Annotated in this window: 17 protein-coding genes; 5 read left to right on the top strand and 12 right to left on the bottom strand. The window is 65.4% G+C overall.

Features of this window, described 5'->3' with window-relative positions; all coding sequences use genetic code 11:
• Positions 1 to 4: 4 nt before the first annotated feature.
• A complete protein-coding gene (locus ACVWZM_RS05150; RefSeq protein WP_057015723.1) occupies positions 5 to 1633 on the top strand; it encodes a thiamine pyrophosphate-dependent enzyme in 1629 nt (542 codons plus the stop codon).
• An 88-nt stretch (positions 1634 to 1721) separates the two neighbouring features.
• Here the strand turns inward: ACVWZM_RS05150 and ACVWZM_RS05155 are convergent, their stop codons facing one another.
• From ACVWZM_RS05155 to ACVWZM_RS05200, 10 genes are all read right to left on the bottom strand, one after another.
• Positions 1722 to 2936: an MFS transporter gene (locus tag ACVWZM_RS05155; protein WP_076832981.1), complete on the bottom strand. Its 1215-nt coding sequence runs from the start codon at positions 2934 to 2936 to the stop codon at positions 1722 to 1724.
• A 26-nt stretch (positions 2937 to 2962) separates the two neighbouring features.
• Entirely contained in the window at positions 2963 to 3616 is a 654-nt protein-coding gene (gene alkB / locus ACVWZM_RS05160) for a DNA oxidative demethylase AlkB (RefSeq protein WP_057015725.1), read from the bottom strand.
• A 13-nt stretch (positions 3617 to 3629) separates the two neighbouring features.
• Complete coding sequence (locus ACVWZM_RS05165) at positions 3630 to 4373, bottom strand: 2OG-Fe(II) oxygenase (RefSeq protein ID WP_076832978.1); 744 nt, start codon at positions 4371 to 4373, stop codon at positions 3630 to 3632.
• Between the two features lie 255 nt (positions 4374 to 4628).
• Positions 4629 to 5315 (bottom strand): DUF2848 domain-containing protein, encoded by a 687-nt coding sequence (locus ACVWZM_RS05170; RefSeq protein WP_076832975.1) that lies wholly within the window; start codon positions 5313 to 5315, stop codon positions 4629 to 4631.
• Complete coding sequence (locus ACVWZM_RS05175; protein ID WP_076833562.1) at positions 5308 to 6657, bottom strand: amidase; 1350 nt, start codon at positions 6655 to 6657, stop codon at positions 5308 to 5310. The genes ACVWZM_RS05170 and ACVWZM_RS05175 overlap by 8 nt, the downstream gene beginning before the upstream one ends.
• Before the next feature lie 92 nt (positions 6658 to 6749).
• Entirely contained in the window at positions 6750 to 7469 is a 720-nt protein-coding gene (locus ACVWZM_RS05180; RefSeq protein ID WP_076832973.1) for an ABC transporter ATP-binding protein, read from the bottom strand.
• Positions 7459 to 8187 (bottom strand): ABC transporter ATP-binding protein, encoded by a 729-nt coding sequence (locus tag ACVWZM_RS05185; RefSeq protein ID WP_076832970.1) that lies wholly within the window; start codon positions 8185 to 8187, stop codon positions 7459 to 7461. The genes ACVWZM_RS05180 and ACVWZM_RS05185 overlap by 11 nt, the downstream gene beginning before the upstream one ends.
• The gene (locus ACVWZM_RS05190) at positions 8177 to 9097 is read right to left on the bottom strand and encodes a branched-chain amino acid ABC transporter permease (RefSeq protein WP_057015729.1); all 921 of its coding nucleotides are present in this window, start codon (positions 9095 to 9097) and stop codon (positions 8177 to 8179) included. Before ACVWZM_RS05190 ends, ACVWZM_RS05185 begins: the two co-directional genes overlap by 11 nt.
• Positions 9090 to 10013, bottom strand: coding sequence for a branched-chain amino acid ABC transporter permease (locus ACVWZM_RS05195; RefSeq protein WP_028338731.1), 924 nt, complete (start codon positions 10011 to 10013; stop codon positions 9090 to 9092). The genes ACVWZM_RS05190 and ACVWZM_RS05195 overlap by 8 nt, the downstream gene beginning before the upstream one ends.
• Positions 10014 to 10058: 45 nt before the next feature.
• On the bottom strand, positions 10059 to 11309 hold the full coding sequence (locus ACVWZM_RS05200) for an amino acid ABC transporter substrate-binding protein (protein WP_233475624.1): 1251 nt from the start codon (positions 11307 to 11309) through the stop codon (positions 10059 to 10061).
• Positions 11310 to 11537: 228 nt separating this feature from the next.
• On the opposite strand from ACVWZM_RS05200, the gene ACVWZM_RS05205 reads away from it, so the two are divergent.
• The 4 genes from ACVWZM_RS05205 (at position 11538) to ACVWZM_RS05220 (ending at position 15423) form a co-directional block, all read left to right on the top strand.
• A complete protein-coding gene (locus ACVWZM_RS05205) occupies positions 11538 to 11951 on the top strand; it encodes a Zn-ribbon domain-containing OB-fold protein (protein WP_016841161.1) in 414 nt (137 codons plus the stop codon).
• A gap of 4 nt (positions 11952 to 11955) precedes the next feature.
• Positions 11956 to 13095 carry a thiolase C-terminal domain-containing protein gene (locus tag ACVWZM_RS05210; protein WP_076833558.1) on the top strand — a complete coding sequence of 380 codons (1140 nt, stop codon included), beginning with the start codon at positions 11956 to 11958 and terminating at the stop codon, positions 13093 to 13095.
• 109 nt (positions 13096 to 13204) lie between these two features.
• On the top strand, positions 13205 to 14119 hold the full coding sequence (locus ACVWZM_RS05215) for an SDR family oxidoreductase (protein WP_018270553.1): 915 nt from the start codon (positions 13205 to 13207) through the stop codon (positions 14117 to 14119).
• Positions 14120 to 14310: 191 nt separating this feature from the next.
• Positions 14311 to 15423: an SMP-30/gluconolactonase/LRE family protein gene (locus tag ACVWZM_RS05220; RefSeq protein WP_143271172.1), complete on the top strand. Its 1113-nt coding sequence runs from the start codon at positions 14311 to 14313 to the stop codon at positions 15421 to 15423.
• Positions 15424 to 15557: 134 nt separating this feature from the next.
• Here ACVWZM_RS05220 and ppc read toward each other — a convergent pair whose 3' ends face one another.
• Both ppc and ACVWZM_RS05230 read right to left on the bottom strand, forming a co-directional pair.
• Entirely contained in the window at positions 15558 to 18365 is a 2808-nt protein-coding gene (gene ppc / locus ACVWZM_RS05225; RefSeq protein WP_456856626.1) for a phosphoenolpyruvate carboxylase, read from the bottom strand.
• 292 nt (positions 18366 to 18657) lie between these two features.
• On the bottom strand, positions 18658 to 20202 hold the full coding sequence (locus tag ACVWZM_RS05230; protein WP_076832964.1) for an acyl-CoA synthetase: 1545 nt from the start codon (positions 20200 to 20202) through the stop codon (positions 18658 to 18660).
• Positions 20203 to 20217 lie beyond the last annotated feature (15 nt).

Genomic DNA, 20217 nt, shown 5'->3' on the forward strand with positions numbered 1-20217 from the left:
TGCCATGACCTCTACATCCGGCGGCGAAGCGATCGTCAACGGCCTCGTCGCCCACGGCGTCGACACCGTGTTCGGCCTGCCCGGCGCGCAGATCTATGGCCTGTTCGATGCCTTCCACCAGGCCCAGCTCAAGGTGATCGGCGCCCGGCATGAGCAGGCCTGCGGCTACATGGCGTTCGGCTATGCGCGCTCCAGCGGCAAGCCCGGCGTGTTCAGCGTGGTGCCCGGCCCGGGCGTGCTCAACGCCTCGGCGGCGCTGCTCACCGCATTCGGCTGCAACGAGCCGGTGCTGTGCCTGACCGGTCAGGTGCCGACGCAGTTCCTCGGCAAGGGCCGCGGCCATCTGCACGAGATGCCGGACCAGCTCGCGACGCTGCGCACCTTCGTGAAATGGGCCGACCGGATCGAATACCCTGATAACGCCCCCGCGCTGGTGTCGCGCGCGTTCCAGGAGATGCTGTCGGGCCGGCGCGGCCCGGCCTCGCTGGAGATGCCGTGGGACGTGTTCACCCAGCGCACCCAGGTCGCGCCCGTCAAGCCGTTCGATCCGTTGCCGGCGCCGCAGCCCGATGCGGACCGCATCAAGGCCGCCGCCGACCTGATCGCCGGCAGCAAGGCGCCGATGATCTTCGTCGGCAGCGGCGCCATCGAGGCGCGCGAGGAGATCCTCGAATTGGCCGAGATGATCGACGCGCCTGTCGTCGCCTTCCGCAGCGGCCGCGGCATCGTCTCCAACGCGCATGAACTCGGGCTCACCATGGCTTCGGCCTACAAGCTCTGGCCGAAGACCGACCTGATGATCGGCATCGGCACGCGCCTCGAGCTGCCGACGATGTCGCGCTGGCCCTACCAGCCCGCCGGACTGAAATGCGTGCGCATCGACATCGATCCGGTCGAGCTGCGGCGCTGGCCGGCCGATGCCGGCGTGATTGCGGACGCCAAGGCCGGCACCGCCGATCTCGCCGCCGCTGTGCGCAAGGTGGGCTACCGCAGGACCTCCGGCCGCCGCGCCGCGATCCGCGAGGCGACGGCCGCGACCGAGCAGGAGATCCAGCGCATCCAGCCGCAGATGGCCTATCTGAAGATCCTGCGCGAGGTGCTGCCGGCGAGCGCCATTGTCACCGACGAGCTGTCGCAGGTCGGTTTCACCTCCTGGTACGGCTTTCCGATCTACGAGCCGCGGACCTTCGTCACCTCGGGCTATCAGGGCACGCTCGGCTCGGGTTTCCCGACCGCGCTTGGCGCCAAGGTCGCCAATCCGGACAAGCCGGTGGTCGCGATCACCGGCGACGGCGGCTTCATGTTCGGCGTGCAGGAACTTGCCACCGCCGTGCAGTTCAAGATCGCCGTGGTGACGCTGGTGTTCAACAACAACGCCTATGGCAATGTCCGCCGCGACCAGCGCGAGCGCTTCGACGGCCGCGTCGTCGCCTCCGACCTGGTGAATCCGGATTTCGTGAAGCTTGCAGAATCCTTCGGTGTCGGCGCCGCGCGGGTCACCTCGCCGGATCACTTCCGCCCCGTGCTGGAGAAGGCGCTGGCCGACGGCGGGCCTTACGTGATCTCGGTGGAAGTGCCGACGGATTCGGAAGTCTCGCCCTGGGCGTTCATCCATCCGGCGCGGAATAACTAAGCCAAACGCTCGTCATTCCGGGGCGATGCGCAGCATCGAACCCGGAATCTCGAGATTCCGGGTTCGTTTCGCCCCCGGAATGACAACGCTAAGCGCTCTTCACCCCGTGTTGCAGCCGTGACGCGGCGATCACGAGCAGGCCGGCGCCGGCGACCGACCAGCAGGCGACCGGCGCCCAATGCACCAGCGGCGCATAGTCCGGCATCTTCTGCAGGCCGCCCGCGACCGCCGCCATCCGCGCAAAGGTCGCAAGCGCCAGCGCCGAGAACACGAGGCCGGTGACCTTGCCTTCCGCGCCGGTCTCCCCGATCGCGAGCGCCGCGGACACCGCGCTCATCAGCATGCAGCCCCAAGCGGCCCCCGCCATGAATTGCGCCACGATCAGGACGTTGAGACTGCCGGCGATCTCGGCGGCGATGATCGCAAAGGCACCGAGCAGTCCCGCCGCGCCCATCACGATCAGGCCGCCGCGATGCTTGACGACGATGCTTGCCGGAAACATCGCGATGTTGAAGCCGATCCAGAATACCGGCATCAGCCATTGCAGCTCGTCCGCCTTGGCAAAGCGCAAATAGAACGGCGCGCTGTTGATGTTGAAGTGCAGCTGGTAGCCGAGCGACAGCAGCACCATCGATCCGATCAGGAACATCGGCACCGCCCCGAGCCGCTTCGCCGGGGGCGCCAGCCGCGCCGGCTGCGCCTCTGCCGCGATGCGGCGCTCGACGCCTGAGAAGGCGAGCGCGGTCAGTAGCAGCACCGCGCCTGACAGCACGAACGGCAGCCGTGCATCCTGGTTGCGCAGCACGACGCCAAGATAGGGCGAGACCGCGCCCGCGATGCCATAACCCAGCATCGCCAGCGCCGCGAGGAACGGCACCGAGGGTTGCGCGCGATACTTGCTGAGCAGCGTCAGCGGCGGCGCCCGCAAGGCCGACGACGTCACGGCCCAGATCACGATCAGCACGATCAGCCAGACCCTCGCGCCCGGCCCGGTGCCGGCGACGTAAGGCAATGCGACGAAGGCGGCGCAGGAGATCGCGGCAAGGATACCGACAAACAAGCCAAGGCGGCCGACCAGGCTCGATATCCTGTCGGCGGCCATGCCCATCGCCGTGTCGGTGACGGTGAAGATGCCTTGATCCATCATCAGGATCAGGATCACGGTCGACGGCGCGATGCCGACATCGGCGCACAGCTTCGGCAGATAGATCAGATAAGTGGTCCAGCCCAGCGTGAAGACGAGCTGCAGCACGGCGAGATAGACGCCGGTACGGTTGACGGCGCGGTCGGCCTTGGTGGTCATCCGCCAAGTCTAGACCACCCGGCGGTTCAGCGCACCTTGCGGAAGGTCAAATTGATGCGCTGGCGGCCGAGCACGCTGTGCTCGCCATCTGCGAGCGGTGCCACGCCGTGATAAAATAGCCGTGACGAGCCGCCCCACACCGCAACGTCGCCATGTTCGAGTCGATAGCGGCGCGGCGTGTCGCTGCGCTGCAGGCCGCCGAACAGGAAGATCGCCGGCAGCCCGAGCGAGATCGACACAATCGGTGCGCGGTAGTCGAGCTCGTCCTTGTCCTGATGCAGCGACAGTTTTGCGCCGGGGACGTAGCGATTGATCAGGCAGGCCTCAGGCGCGAAGCCGTTGAAGCCGGCTTCATCAGCGGCGTCGGCGGCAAGCCTGCGCAACACCTCCGGCATTTCAGGCCAGGGTTGTCCCGAGACGGGATCGATCGGATCATAGCGATAGCCGCTGGGATCGGAGACCCAGCCGACGCTGCCGCAATTGGTCATCGCGACCGACATGCGGTGGCCGCCCGGCGTGATCAGATGCCGGAACGGCGCCTGCTTGACGATGGCACGCAAGGCCGGGATCAGCTCGGCCTCGAACGGCCGGACAAAGCCGCGCAACAGCACCGCGCCATCCGCGATCGTCTCGCGCGATGGCCGGGCATCGCCAATGGTCTCGAACAGATCGGTGGCCACGCCTCTCTCGCACTCACTTCGCGTCGTGGAAGATCACACCAACGGTGTGGCGATGGCCGGAGCGAATCCTGCTGACGCCGTGGCGCAGATTGACACGATACGGTCCGCGCGTCCCCTGCACCGGGCGATGATGCACGGCAAAGGCCACCGCATCGCCCTTGGTGAGCGGCACCACCTCGGGCCGCGACTGCATCCGCGGCCGCTGCTCGGTCAGCACGAATTCGCCACCCGTAAAATCGCGCCCGGGCTGCGACAGCAGGATCGCGACCTGGATCGGGAACACATGCTCGCCATAGAGATCCTGGTGCAGGCAGTTGTAGTCGCCCTCGCCATATTGCAGCAGCAGCGGCGTCGGCCGCGTCTGTTCGGCGTCATGGCAGCGCTTCAGGAACGCCGCATGCGACGCAGGATATCGGATATCGATCCCCATCGTCTCGTTCCAACGATTGGCTGCCGCGGTCAGCCGCGTATAGAGCGCCGGCCGCAGCTCCGCGATCAGGTCCGGCAGCGGATAGGAGAAATACTTGTACTCGCCGCGGCCGAAGCCGTGACGGCCCATCACGATCCGGCTGCGGAACTGGCTGTCGTCGGGATACAGCGCGGCGATGGCATCGCATTCCTCAGGCGTCAGCAGGCTGTTGAGGACGGCGCATCCCTGCCCATCGAGATCGGTCGTGATCCGGTCCCAGTCGAGCCCGTCGACGCGGGCCGGGATGCCGGTGGGTGGACGGGTGATGGTTTTGGCTGTTGCTGTCATGGGACGGAATCTGGCCCCTGATTGCGGCCCGCGCCACCCGATTTCCGATCGAAAGATGCAGAGAACGTCACCACAATTACGGTGTCGTCCCGGCGAAAGCCGGGACCCATAGCCACCGTCGTCAGTTGTTGAGATCGGTGGGGCCACAGCGTGCCAACCACAACACTCTGTGGTTATGGGTCCCGGCTTTCGCCGGGACGACGCACGTGGAGAAAGCGTCGGTCATCTCCCTCACAACAACAACGCGGCGAGCAATCAGCCCCTCACCGGCAGCGTCACCACGTCGTAGCCGTGGCTGATCTTCCGCTTCAGCACCGGGTCTTCCAGCTCGAACTCGAACCGGCTGGCCGGGCGGATGCCGCCCTTGGCCGCGAAGGTGCCGCCGAACATGGCGCAGCCGTCGGGCAGCGCGCCCTGGTCGAAGCCGCGCGCGATCAGGTCCTTCACCGGCAGCATGTGATCGAGCGTGCCTTCCTGGTAGAGCACGCGCTGGCCGCCGATCACGGCCCAGGAACGCAGCACCAGCTGGTCCCAGTGGCCGATCACGTCGTCGAGTTCCCACAGCTCCGATGCCATCGGCTTGTCGCACATCTGCTTCGACACGGTGACGCTGTAGCTCTCGACCTTGCGGTCGGTGTGGTCGGAGCCGCAGCCGACGAAAATGCGGCCCTGCCAGCCGATCAGCACGAACTCGACCTCGCCGCTCGAGTCCTCTCCGCAGACTTCGATGGCATCGGCGAAGGTGAGCCGGCGCGCCGAGCAGCGGTAGTAGATCGGCGTGGTCGCGGGCCGTGCGATGCCGAGTGCCTCGAGCTCGGCGATGTGCTTGTCGCGCGCCACCGGATCGCGGCCGGTCCAGCCGGCGATCACGGCCTGCCTGATTTCCAGTGTGAGCGGAGTGGCGACGCCTTTGTCGTCGACATTGAAGGTGAGATCAAACACGGATCACGGTCTCCATTCCGGCAGCGAGCTCGAAAATGCGCCGATCCGAACCACCCGCGGCGGCGAGCATCAGGCCGACCGGCGCCTCGCCCTCGTGATGCGCGGGCAGCGAGATCGCGCAGCCGTCGAGCACATTGATCAGCGTGCAATTGCGCAGCGCGCGCAAATTCTCGGTGGCGAACGCCTTGTCGTCGGCGAGGCTGGCGATCGTAGGCGGCAGGTTCGCCGTGGTCGGCAGCACCATCGCATCATAGGGCGCGATCCGCTTCTCGGTACGGGCGATGAAGGAGCGGCGCGCGTTGAGCAGATCGATATAGTCGGCGGCCGGAAAGCCCTCGCCGCGCTGGATGCGCACGGCGACGCGCGGATCGTAGATGTCGCCCTTGCTGGCCAGCAGGAAGCGATGCCAGGCATAGCTTTCGGCGGCGGCAAAGCCGCCCTTGACGTTCATGACGCCGACATCGAGCAATTCGGGCACCTCGATCCGCTCGATCAAGGCGCCTGCGCGCGACAACGAAGCAAGCGCGCGCTCGAAGGTTTTTGCGACGGCATCGTCGAGGTCGTCGAGCGCGACCGTGGTCGGCACCGCGAGCCGCATGCCCTTCACCGGGCGCGACGTGATCGGCGTCACCGGTTGATCCGCCAGCACCGCGTCGAGCGCGGCGCAGCAGGCCACCGAATTGGCCAGCGGGCCGTAGCTGTCGAGCGTGAACGACAGCGGCACGCCGCCATCGAGCGGAATCCGGCGTTGCGTCGGCTTGTAGCCGACGATGCCGTTGAAGGCGGCGGGAATCCGGCAGGAGCCGCCGGTATCGGTACCGAGCGCGCCGAACGCCATGCCGTCCGCGATCGAGACCGCCGCCCCCGAGGACGAGCCGCCCGGCACGTGGCCGGCGCTGCGGTTCCAGGCGCTCTTCGGCGTGCCGTAATGCGGATTGATGCCGATGCCGGAATAGGCGAACTCGGTCATGTTGGTGCGGCCGATCACGATGAAGCCGGCGCGCTTGAGCCGCGCCACGACAGGTGCATCGGCATCCGCCGGCGCGGAATCCTCCAGCGCGCGCGAGCCCGCCCGCGTCACCTGCCCCTTGATGTCGAACAGGTCCTTGATCGAAACCGGAATGCCGGCAAATGGCGACGGCGCGGCATTGGCCTTGCGCAGCCGGTCCATGGCGTCGGCGGCCTCCAGCGCGGCGTCGCGGTCGACATGGATGAAGGTGCGTTGGCCCTCGCCTGAGGGATCAGCGATTTTGGCGATGCACTGCTCGACGAGCTTGCGGGCAGAGGTCGCGCCGCCGGCGAGATCGGCGGCCAGGGAGGCGAGTGTCGGATTCTTGGGCATGGCTTTCACTTCACGGCTTGCACTTCATGGCTTGCAGTTGATTGTCGCGCGAACCGAGGCCGATTTCCAGCCCGCCGGCGCCTCACCTCGCATCACTTCAGCCCGAAATAGGCGCGGTGCAGCTCTTCATTGCCGCTCATCTCGGCAACCGTGCCGGAGAAGCGGATCCGCCCGCCTTCCAGCACGAATACGCGGGTGGCAATCTCGAGAAAACCGATATTTTGCTCCGCGATCAAGAGTGCCAGTCCGCGGCCCTGCAGGCTCGACAAGGCGCGCAGCACCTCCTTGACGAACAGCGGCGACAGCCCGGCCGAGGGCTCGTCCATCACCAGCAGCTTCGGCTCGGCCGACAGCGCCTTGGCGATGCCGAGCATCTTTCGCTGACCGCCGGACAGGCTGGACGCGGGATCGCGGCGCTTGTCGCGCAGCACCGGGAACAGGCCGTACAGTTCGTCGACCCGCGCCCCCGGATTGGCATGGCCCAGCGCCTGCGCGCCGACGCGGATATTTTCCTCGATCGACAGGTCGGGAAACACCGCAAGCTCCGACATGTAGGTCATGCCGCGCTTCATGCGGTCCGACGAGCGCATCCTGGTGATGTCCTCGCTGCCGAGCTTGATGTGGCCGCTGCGGGCCTCGATCAGGCCGACCAGCGACTTCAGGAACGTGGTCTTGCCCGCGCCGTTGGCGCCGAGCAGCAGCACGGTCTCGCCGGGGCGGACGTCGAGATCGACGCCCCACAGCACCTGCATGGTGCCGTAGCCGGCATCGACGCCCCTCGTGTCCAGAAGCGACACCGCATCAGTGGGCATGCTCGCCTCCCAAAAATACCTCGATCACCTGCGGCTCGCGTACCGCGGTCGCCAGCGTGCCCTCGAAGATCTCCTTGCCCGCATTGAGCACGATGACGCGGTCGGTGATCTGTTCGATGAAGCCCATCAGATGCTCGACCACGATGATCGCCATGCCGGTCGCGGCCAAGGCCTTGATGCGGCCGGCGATCCAGTCGAGCTCCGCCGGGTTGAGGCCGGCCGCGAGTTCGTCGAGCAGCAGCAGCCGCGGCCGCGTGGCGAGCGCACGGGTCAGATCGAGCATCTTCTGCTGCGCGCTGTTGAGATCGGCGGCCGGACGGTCGGCGACCTCCTTCAGCCTGAAATCCTCAAGCAGTTCGGCAATCGACGGCGCACCGGTCGCGCCGCCATAGGCCAGCGCCACCTGGATGTTCTCGCGTACCGTGAGCGACAGGAACGGCTTCGGCACCTGGAAGGTGCGGTTGATGCCGCGGTGAACGAGCTTGTGCGAGGCGACGCCGCCGGCGGACGCGCCGTCGAACACGATCTCGCCGCCATCTGGCGCATAGAGACCGGAGATCACATTGATCGCCGTGGTCTTGCCGGAGCCGTTCGGGCCGACCAAACCGAGGATCTCGCCCGGCACGACGTGAAAGCTGAGGCCGTCGAGCGCGTGGAAACCGCCGAAGCGCTTGACCAGCTTCGAGACCTTGAGGATCGGGTTTTTCTCAGGGGACATGCCACCCCCTGCGGGTTGCCAGCGACACCAGTCCAGAGGGCAGGAACAGCACCAGGCCCATGATCAGGAGACCATAGATCAGCTGGAAATATTGCGGCGTGGTGAAGCCGATCAGATTGTAGATGCCGTAGAGAATCAGCACGCCGACGATCGGTCCGGTGATGGTGGCAACGCCGCCGAACAGCGCGAACACGATCGCGAAGATGCTGAACTCGCCGGAGAACACGTTGTCCGGATAGAACACCGAGACGTACCAGGCATAGATGCCGCCGGCGAGGCCGGCGACCAGCGCCGAGGCGAGCCAGGCAATCACCCGCATCTTCACGATATTGACGCCGGCCATCGAGGCCGACACCGCATCCTCGCGCACGGCCTGCAGCGCCAGCCCGAACGGCGAGTTCTTCAGATAGACCACCGCACCGACCGTCAGCGCCATCACGACGACCGCGGCATAGTACGCATGGGTCGGGTTGAACGTGCCGGTGAGCGACACGCCGTAGGGACCCTTGGTGATCCCCTCCAGCGCCGGGTTGGCGACGAAGTGCAGCACCGCGAGCGAGGCCGCGAGATTGGCGATCGCGAAATACGCACCCGACAGCCGCAGCAGCGGTGTCAGCAACAGGCCGAGCGCCACCGCCACGACGCCGCCGACCAGCACCGCCAGCGGCGCCGGTGTATGCAGATGCATCACCATGATGGCGAAGCCATAGGCGCCGGCGCCGAAGAAGCCGACATAGCCGAACGGCAGATAGCCGGTGAAGCCATAGATGATGTTCACGCCTTGCGCGAGGATCAGGAAGATCACGAAGTTGAACAGCAGCAGATGGTTTTGATACACGCCGGGCAGCAGTGCGAACACCACCACCAGCGGCGCCAGGATGAACAGCAGGTGTTTCGAGGCGTTATGCAACGCGCACCCGCCTTCCGAGCAGACCGCTCGGACGCAACAACAGGATCACGATCAACAACACATAGGGCAGCAAGTCGGCCCAGGAACTGAGATAGGTCTGCACCAGCATGTAGCAGAGACCGTAGACGACACCGCCGAGCGCGGTGCCGAGCGGATTGCCGAGCGAACCCAGCACGACGATCGCAAACGACGTCACGGTCGCGTCGGCGCCGAACGCCGGCGTCACCGAGCCGAACATGAAGGGCGCGAACACGCCGGCGACCGCCGCGATGCCGAGCCCGATGCCGAACGCCGCCGCCGAGACGCGATCGACGTCGATGCCGGTCGCCAAGGCCTCGTCGCGCCGTGACATCACCGCGCGGGTCAGGGTACCGAGCCTTGTGTGGTAGAGATAGAGGTAGACCAGCGCGATCGCGATCAGACTGGTGATGGCCGCGATCACCCACGGCGCGGGAAAGCCCTGGCCGAAGATCTGGATCGGCCCTGCGCCGCCCGCCTTGCCGCCGAACCATTTCACCTTGATGGTCGTGAACACGGTGCCGAGCAGCCGGCTCTGGATCGAGCGCTCGCTGGTGCCGGCGAAGATCGTGGTGACGGCCTCGATCACCTGCGACAGGCCGAAGAACAGGATGATCGACAGCATTTCCGGATTGGCCGAGCCCTGCAGCCGCGGCACCAGCACCCAGTATAGCAGCACGCCCACCAGCACGAACACTACGAAGGCCAGGGGCACCGCGAACAGCGGGTCGATGCCGGCGATGCCGACCACGCCGAGCGCGATGAAGGCGCCCAGCATCAGGATGTCGCCATGCGCAAGGTTGACGATGCGCATGACGCCGAACACGAGATTGAGACCGATGCCGACCAGGCTGAAATACAGCCCGAACAGCACGCCGGCAACGAGCGCATAGGTCATGCTACCGCTCGCCGCCGACGGTTACGCCTGCCGCACCCACCTGCATCACGGCGCCGGGTAGATCGGCTTGCCGGTGGCGGTCTCGTGCGGATAGATCGAGACGAACTTGATGTGATCGTGCTCGTCGACCGTGAGCTGGCCGAGCGGCGTGAGTTCGCCGATCTGGCCGCCGGTCTCATCCAGCGCGAAGGTGCCGTCCAGCGTCTTGAGCTGGCCGCTGAGCGAGAACACCGCGCGGCGCAGCTCCATCTGGTCGAGGCTGGTCGCTACCGACAGCGTCTTCTCGATCACCAGCGCCGTGGTGTAGCCGGCCACCGCGTTGAAGCCGAACTCCATCTTGCCGTCGTTGTACTTTTTGGTCCAGGCGGCGCGGAAATCCTTCATGTTCATCCCGAAATTGACGGGATAGTCCAATTCGGACGGCGGCACATAGGTCCAGATGTGCTCGAGACCCTTGGCGCCGACGTTCTTCTCGAGCAACTCGGTCTCGAGGCCGGCATAGATCGCGAACAGCATCTTGAACTTGGTGCCGACGTCCTGGACGTTGCGCAGGAAGGCGATGTCGTTCGGCGCATAGCCGAAATGGATCACCGCGTCGGGATTGGCGTTGCTGATGTTGTTGATGATGACGTTGTAGTTGGTGGTCTCGGTCGGAACGCCCTGGTCATAGACGATCTCGATCGGCGCGCCGGACTCCTTGACGAACTTGCGGAACGCGTTGGCCTGGGTGCCGGTGAACTCGTTGGTCGAATAGAGGATCGCGACCTTCTTGATGCCGAGGCCAGGACCGTCATGGCTGATGAAGTCGGCGACCGGCTTCGGCCACACCGTCGACACCGGATCGGCCATCAGCGCGATGTAGGGATTGTCCTTCGAGAAGAAGCTCGCGCCGGTGCCGGTCTGGTCGAACAGGAACATCTTGTGATCGCGCGCGATCGCAACCGCGGGCGCCGTCAGCACCGATCCGGAATCGGCGACCAGGAGATCGACCTTATCCTGGGTGACGAGCTGATTATAAAGCGTCGAGGCGGTCGCGGTGTTGCTCTGGTCGTCATAGGAGACGAGCTTGATCGGGATCTTCTTGTCGAACGCCTTCACGAAGACGCCGCCCTCGGCGTTCTTCTGCTCGACCCACAATTTCAGCGAGCTGTAGACCGGCATCGAGATCGAGGCGTAGCGCCCCGAGGATGCGTAGAGCGTGCCGATCTTGATCTCCAACGGTGCGTCGGCGGCCATCGCCTGCGTGGCGAATGCGAGGCTGGCAGCGAGTGCCGCGCCGATGATCCTCAGCATCATATGTTCCTCCCGGCTATCTTGAACGTGTCTTGGACGTATCTTGGACGCGGCCCTTCTACGCGCCGGATCGGAGCGACACAAGCAGCGCGGCCTTAGCAATTGTGCGAGGGGCGGAATATGCGGCATGCGCGGGACACAGGCCGCTGCGCGGAGCATGGATGGACCGTTGACGGGCCTTGGTTCAATGTCGCATCAAGACTGTAACGATTTCGGGAGGAGACATCAGACATGGCCGAGCCCGCGCGCGCGAAACCAAAGCCGACACCGGAGACCCAGCATTTCTGGGATGGCACCAAGGCTGGCGAGCTGCGCCTGCAGCGCTGCGATGCCTGCGCCAATGTCTACTTTCCGCCGCGGCCGTTCTGCCCCTCCTGCGCCTCGCGCAAGGTCTCGATCTTCAAGGCCAGCGGCAAGGGCAAGCTCTACAGCTACGTCATCAACCACCGTCCCGCAGCGCCCGGCTTCACGCCGCCTTATGCGATCGCGGTCGTCGAGCTCGACGAGGGCCCGCGCATGATGAGCAACATCATCGATTGTCCGCAGACGCCGGAAGCGCTCGAGCTCGACATGCGGCTCGAGGTCGCCTTCGAGGCGCTCGACGACAAGATCACCCTTCCCTTGTTCCGTCCGGCAAAGGGGTAATGTGATGCGCAGGAACCAGGTTGCCGTCGTCGGTGCGGCCGAAACCACCGAACTCGGCGTCATCCCGAACATTTCGCAGATCCAGCTGCACGCGGACGCGGCGCTGAATGCGATCGCGGACGCCGGCCTGAAGCTGTGCGACATCGACGGCTTCGCTACTGCGGTCGAGACCCCGCAGCAGATGGCGCACTATCTCGGCATCACGCCGACCTGGGTCGACGGCACCTCGGTCGGCGGCTGCTCCTTCATGCTGCATGTTCGCCACGCCGCTGCGGCGATCGAGGCCGGCCTGTGCAAGACCGTTCTGATCACGCATGCCGAAAGCGGCAAGTCGATGATCGGCAAGCAGCCGCGCTTCACGCCGGCCGACAGCCTCAACGGCCAGTTCGAGGCGCCGTTCGGCGTCTACGGGCCGCCGAGCATGTTTCCGATTCCCGTGCTGCGGTTCATGAAGACCCACGGCATCACGCATGAGCAGCTCGCGATGGTCGCGGTGGTGCAGCGCGAATGGGCGGGGAAGAACCCGCGCGCGACCATGAAGGACCCGATCACCGTCGCCGACGTACTGAACTCGCGGATGATCGCCTATCCGTTCCGGCTGCTGCAATGCTGCCTCGTCACCGACGGCGGCGGCGCGCTGATCCTCACCTCGGCCGACCGCGCCAAGGATTTCCCGAACAAGCCGGTCTACATCCTCGGCACCGGCGAGAGCGTGGAAACGCCGATGGTCAGCCAAATGAAGACGTTCGACTCATCGCGCGCCTTCAAAGTGGCAGGGCCGCTGGCCTTCAAGGAGGCCGGCATCACCCACAAGGACGTCGATCATCTGATGATCTACGATGCATTCGCGCATCTGCCGCTCTACGGCCTCGGCGACCTCGGCTTCATGCCGTATGAGGAGACCGGCAAGTTCATCGCCGACGGCAACACCCGCCCCGGCGGCAAGCTGCCGCTCAACACCAATGGCGGCGGCCTCAGCTACATGCACTCCGGCATGTACGGCATGTACGCGCTGCAGGAGAGCGTGCGGCAGATGCGCGGTATCGCGCCGGCGCAGGTGCCGAACGCAAAGATCTCGGTCTGCCACGGCGTCGGCGGCATGTTCGCCGCAAGTGGCACGATCATCTTTACGAACGAGAAGTAACAACTCCGTCGTTCCGGGGCGCGCGAAGCGCGAGCCCGGAACCTCGAGATTCCGGGTCTGGTGCTTCGCACCATCCCGGAATGACGGAGAGCAAACCAGGAGAACCGACATGGCAAAATCACTGCAGGATAAGGTCATCATCGTCACCGGCGCGGGCCGCGGCATCGGGCGCGAGATCGCGCTGCTCTGCGCGGCGGAGGGCGCCAAGGTCGTGGTCAACGATCCCGGCGGCGCCGCCGATGGCGCCGGCACGAGTGCCGCGCCCGCCGAGGAGGTGGTCGAGGAGATCAAGAAGCGCGGCGGCACCGCGGTCGCCAATTTCGAGTCGGTGGCGGAAGCCATTCCCGCCAGCAAGATCGTGAAGACCGCGACCGATCATTTCGGCCGGCTCGACGGCGTCGTCAACAATGCCGGCATCCTGCGCGACATGATCTTCCACAAGATGAGCGTGGAAGCGTTCGAGGCCGTCATCAAGGTGCATCTGATGGGCTCGTTCTATGTCAGCCACGCCGCGGCGCGGATCTATCGCGAGCAGGAGTCGGGCTCCTTCGTGCACTTCACCTCGACCTCCGGCCTGATCGGCAATTACGGCCAGGCCAACTACGCCGCCGCCAAGCTCGGCATCGTCGGCCTGTCGAAATCGATTGCGCTCGACATGGGCCGCTTCAACGTGCGCTCGAACTGCGTGTCGCCGTTCGCCTGGACCCGCATGATCGGCACCATCCCGACCGAGACCGACGCCGAGAAGGCGCGCGTCGAGAAGATCAAGCAGATGGGCCCGGAGAAGATCGCGCCGGTCTGCGCCTATCTGCTCTCGGACGCGGCCAAGGACGTCACCGGACAGATCTTCGGCGTGCGCATGAACGAAATCTTCCTGTTCGGCCAGCATCGTCCGGTGCGCTCGGTTCATCGCGGCGAAGGCTGGACGCCCGAGACCATTGCCGAACACGGCATGCCGGCGCTGAAGGGATCGTTCGCCAAGCTCGACCGCTCGGCCGACGTCTTCACCTGGGATCCGATCTGAACTTGATCTGATCCTCCGATCCGATCTGGACAGTTTTATGAAATCGTCGCCTCGGCGAACTCCGCGCGCAATCGCGCGCTAGGCGGGGGCGACACACTCTTTGGTTGTTTCATCATGGCGTGCCCGCATTGTGCCAGAATTGCGGGGGTATGATCGTCCTCCCGATAACAAAAAAGCCTGGGAGGACTTTCGTGACAAATCCAAGCAACATTCAGAAACACGAGGGCGACGGTGCGAAGGCGTTCGACCGTCGGACAATCTTGCGCGGCGCAACCGCGCTTGCTGCAACCGCGATGGCCGCATCCGATGCCGCAGCGCGCGACTTCGGCCCCAACGCGGAGCCGCAGCGCTATCCCGATCCAGACGTCGTCGTGATCGACGACAAGCGCTTCAAGGCCAAGGTCGGCAACACCGCGATCAAGCGGCTCTACACCGGCTGCCTGTGGGCGGAGGGCCCGGCCTGGAACGCGCAGGGCCAGTATCTGGTCTGGAGCGATATCCCGGCCAACCGCCAGTTGCGCTATCTCGACGATGACGGCCACATCTCCGAGCAATTCCACAAGCCGTCGAACGAGGCCAACGGCTCGACCTTCGATTTCGAGGGTCGCCAGATCACCGCCGAGCGCACCCGGCTGGTGCGCTACGAGCACGACGGAACCGTCACGCCCTTGGCGGAGCAGGCCAATGGCAGGCAGCTCAACGGGCCGAACGACATGGTCGTGCATCCCAACGACAAGTCGATCTGGTTCACCGATCCCGGCTATGGCGCGATCTCGATCTATGAGGGCCAACTGGCCAACACGGGATCGAAGCAGCCCTACCAGAAGGAAGCCGTGTATCGCATCGATGCTGCGACCGGTCAGATCACCAAGGTTGCCGACGAGCCGTTCAAGCCGAACGGCATCGCCTTCAGCCACGACTACAAGAAGGTCTATGTCTGCGACACCGGCATCACGCACTATCCGAATGCCAAGAACATCGTCTGGCAGTACGACCTCAACGGCGACAAGCTCTCCAACCCGCGCACGCTGATCGACATGACGCTGGACGGCAAGTCAGGCTTCCCGGACGGCCTGCGTGTCGACGTCGACGGCAATATCTGGGTCGGCGCCGGCTGGGTCGGACCGGGCTACGACGGCGTGCAAGTGTTTGCGCCCGACGGCCAGCGGATCGGCCAGATCCTGCTGCCGGAGACCTGCGCCAACCTCACCTTCGGCGGCAAGAAGCGCAACCGCCTGTTCATGACGGCAAGCCAGTCGCTCTACGCGGTCTATGTCGAGACGAAGGGCGCGCACAACTGTTGATCTAACCGTCGTCCCGGCGAAGGCCGGGACCCATTACCACTGTAGTTGGTTGTTGAAGAAAGCTGGGGCCCACATCGTTCACGACACTCCGGTCGTGGTTATGGGTCCCGGCGTTCGCCGGGACGACACTGTGGCTAGCCGCTATTCCGCAACCCCGCCGAGATCCCGTTGATCGTGATCTGAATCCCGCGCAGCACCTGCTCGTCCGGGTTCTGCGCGCGATACTCCTTCAACAGCTCGACCTGCACGTGATTGAGCGGATCCATGTACGGGAAGCGGTTGCGGATGCCGCGCTCCAGCAGCGGGTTGCCCTGCAGGAGCCGGTCATGCCCCATGATGTCGAGCAGCGTCTCGATCGACAGGTGCCATTCGCGGCGGATCTGGCCGAAAATCTTCTCGCGCAACGCGACGTCAGGCACCAGCTCGGCATAGCGCGAGGCGATCGCGATCGAGCTCTTCGCCAGCACCATATCCATGTTGGAGAGCAGCGTGCGGAAGAACGGCCATTCCCGATAGAGCTCCTGCAGGAACGCCATGCCCTGCTCCGGATGCTCTGATATCCAGCTCTCGACCGCGCTGCCGAAACCATACCATCCCGGCAGCATCAGCCGGCATTGCGCCCAGGAGAACACCCACGGAATGGCGCGCAGGTCCTCGATCTCGCGGGTCTTCTTGCGCGAGGCCGGGCGGCTGCCGATGTTCAGCGTCGCGATCTCGTTGATGACGGTCGAGCCCCAGAAATAATCGGCGAAGCCTTCGGTCTCATAGACGAGGCCGCGATAGGCCTTGAAGGCGAGCGCGGAAATCTCCTCCATCGCCTTGAGATATTCGGGGCGCGGCGCGCTCTGCCGAGGCTGCAGCAGGCTGGTTTCCAGCGTTGCAGCCGCGAGGATCTCCAGATTGCTGCGGCCGACCTCGGCATTGGAATATTTCGACGAGATGATCTCGCCCTGCTCCGTGATGCGGATCTGGCCGTTCACCGCGCCGCCGGGCTGCGCGATGATCGCGTCATAGCTCGGGCCGCCGCCGCGGCCGACCGAACCGCCGCGGCCGTGGAACAGGCGCAGCCGCACGCCGTGGCGCTCGAACACCTCGACGAGGCCGATCTCTGCCTTGTAGAGCTCCCAACCCGAGGTGACGAAGCCGCCATCCTTGTTGCTGTCGGAATAGCCGAGCATCACCTCCTGCACGCTACCGAGACTGTCGACCAGCTTGCGATAATCGTGCAGCACCAGCATGCGGTCCATGATGCCGCTGGAGGCCTGCAGATCCTCGATGGTTTCGAACAGCGGCACGATGTTGACGGCGCTGCGGCCGGACGGATTGACGAGCCCGACCTCCTTCAGCAGCACCGCGACCTCGAGCATGTCGGACATGCCCTGGCACATCGAGATGATGCATTGGGAGATCACCTCCGGCCCGAACCTGGCATGCGCCTCGGCCGCGGCTCGGAACACGGCGAGCTCGCTCTGGGTCTCCTCGGAATATTTCACGAAGGGCGAGGCCATCGGCCGTGCATTGCGCAGCTCGCCCAGCAGCAGGCTGACGCGGGCGTCCTCGCCGAGCGCCAGATAGGACATCCCCGGATTGGCGGTGTCGAACAGTTCGGCGATGGTGCGCTCGTGCACCGCCGAGTTCTGGCGGATGTCGAGTCGCGCCAGATGGAAGCCGAAGCAATCCACCGCCCGCCGCAACAGCCGCAGCCGGCCGCGCGCGATCACGCTGGAATTGTTCGCAATCAGCGAGCGGTTGAGCACGTCGAGATCGGCCTGGAATTCCCTGGCGCGCGCATAGGGCTCGGCCTTGCCGACCGGCGGCCGCGTGGTCTCGACCTCGAGCCGGGAGGCTGTCGCCGCAAGTCTCGCATAGATGCCCGATACGGCCAGACGATACGGCTCGCCGCTGCGATGCGGTGAGGTGTCGGGCGAACGCCCGGCGAGGCTCCGCAGCTCGTCCGAGACGTCGGCGAAATGCGCCGCCAGCGACAATTCGGCGCCAAGCGCATGCAGCTCCTCGAGGTAGAAGTTGAGCGCCTGGCTCGACTGCAGGCGCAGCGTGCCGCGCATCACCTCCGCGGTGACGAAGGGATTGCCGTCGCGATCGCCGCCGATCCAGCTTCCCATCCTGAGGAAGGAAGCGAGTTCGCCGGCCTCGCCACCCTCCTTGTTCAGGCGATCCTCCAGCGCGCAATGCAGCCGCGGCACCTCCTGCAGGAAGGTGTAGTCGTAGAACGACAGGCCGTTGGCGACCTCGTCGAGGACGGTCAATTTGGTCCGGCGCAGCAGATTGGTCTGCCACAGCGTCACCACGGCGCGGCGAAGCTGCTCGTCGCTGGCCTCGCTTTCGTCCGGCGTCATCTGCAGCCGCTCGCGGCGGTCGAGCAGATCCGCGATCTCCATCTCGCGATCCATCGTGCTCTTGCGGCGGACCTCGGTCGGATGCGCGGTTAATACCGGGCTGACGAGCGCGCTCCGGAAGAAGCTGCGCAAATCGGCCGGGCTGATGCCGGCCTGGCGGGCATGCACCAGCGTCTGTTCCAGCGTGCTCGGCCGCGGCGCCCCGCTCGGCCCGCGGCTGCGCATCTGGCGGATGTTGTTCTGGTCCTCGGCGATGTTGGCGAGATGGGAGAAATAGCTGAAGGCGCGGACGATCTGCAGCGTCTCGGCAATCGACATGCCGTCGAGGATGCTCTCCAGTTCCCGTCGCGCCAGCTTGTCCTCGTCGCGATGGAAGCGAACCGAGGTCTGGCGGATGCGCTCGACTAGGTCGAATACATCGGCCCCTTCCTGGTCGCGCACGGTGTCGCCGAGGACGCGCCCCAAAAGGCGGATGTCGTTCCGGAGCCGCGCATCCTCCTCCTGCGCAGTCGCTTCCAGAAGGCTGGCCTCTGCGGCACGCTTGGCGCGGATTTCGGTCTCGGACGGCATGGTCTGGGGAGGCATTACCTGGGGAGACATGGCTCGGCTACTCCGGAGCCTGCCCGGCTCCTCCCGAGTGTGCGCTTTTTTTGCCGCAGCGCAAGATGAACTTGGTGGCGGTGCACACTCACCAACGCCGTCCCGGCGAAAGCCGACCCATAACCACCGGCGGCTGCGGTCGAAGCAAGCTGGGGCTACTGCAGCGCGCAACACGGAGATTGGTGGTTATGGGTCCCGGGTCGCGCGGAGCCTGTCATCGGGCGGCGCTTCGCGCCGACCCGTTGGCTTGCCCGGGACGACGGCGAGTTTTGTGGCGCTAGATCCTCCGCCCCGCTCGCTCCCAATAGGGATCGCGCAGCCGGCGCTTGAAGATTTTTCCGGAATCCTCGCGCGGCAGGCTGGTCTGGATCTCGATGTGCTTGGGCACCTTGTAATCGGCGAGCGCGGTCTTCAGCTGGGCGCGGACGGAGGCGATGTCGAGCGCGACGCCGGGCTGCGGCTCGACCACCGCCATCAGCGCCTCGCCGAACTCGGCATCGGGAATGCCGAACACCGCACAGTCGTGCACGCCGGTGACGGCATGCAGCACCGCCTCGATCTCGGCCGGATAGATGTTGACGCCGCCCGAGATCACCATGTCGCGCTTGCGATCGCAGATGAAGACGTAGCCGTCGGCATCGATATAGCCGACGTCGCCCGAGGTGATGAATCCCTGCCGGTCGATCTCGGCGCGCTTCTCGGCCTTGTTGTGATAGGTGAAATCGGGATTGCCCTTGATCCGCGAATAGATCTCGCCGATCTGGCCCTGCGGCACCTCCTTGCCGTCGTCGCCGATGAAGCACAGCTCGGCACCGGGCGAGATCTTTCCGACCGTGCCGGGCTTCTTCAGCGCGTCCTCGGAATTGGCGAAGGTCACCGCGCCTGACTCGGTCGAGCCATAGAATTCATAGATCACCGGCCCCCACCATTCGATCATGGCGCGCTTGACGTCGGGCGGACAGGGCGCGGCGGCATGGATGATGTGACGCAGCGATGACATGTCGTACTTGCGGCGCACCTCCTCGGGCAGCTTCATCAGGCGGATGAACATCGTGGGCACCATGAAGATGGTGTCGATCCGCTCGCGCGCGATCAACTGCAGAAACTCCTCCGCGTCGAAGCGCGGCATCAGCACCAGCGCGCCGCCGAGCTTGCCCGAGCGCAAGCCGAAGGAATTCGGCGCGGAATGGTAGAGCGGTCCGGGCAGGATCGCGCGTGCACCGGGCTTCAGGCCGTAGATCATCGCGCGCATTGCTTCCGCATTGGCGGTCTGCTCCGGCGTCGGCGCGAAGCGGCGCACGCCCTTGGGATGGCCTGTGGTGCCCGAGGTGTAGATCATGTTCTGCGGCTGCGGCACCACCGGGCCGTCATAGCGCGGGAACTGCGCCAGCCAGGCTTCGAAATCGATCGCGAAATCCGGTGTCGCCAGATGATCGGGATTGATCTTGTAGTTGGCGAGGATTTCCGGTGGCGTCGGCACGCTGAGCACGATGACGCCGGGCGGGATCGCGCCGCGCAGCGGATGCAGCATGTCGGCATGACCGATCAGGACGCGCGTGCCGGAATCCGTCAGCACGTAGTTGATCTCCTCCGGCTTGAAGTGCCAGTTGATCGGCACGCCATAGGCGCCGAGCCGCATCGCGGCATAGGCAGCCTCGATGAAGGCGATGTCGTTGCGCATCAGCATGCAGACGCTGTCGCCCGGCTTGACGCCGAGCTCATTGAGGCCGCTGGCAATACGGTCGGCGCGCTCGGCCACTGCAGCGTGATCGCGCCGGCGACCGCCGCTGACGATGCCGAGGAAGGGCTGGGACGTTTCCATTGTCGTTGTCCGATC

The organism is Bradyrhizobium sp. USDA 4501, assembly GCF_054062115.1.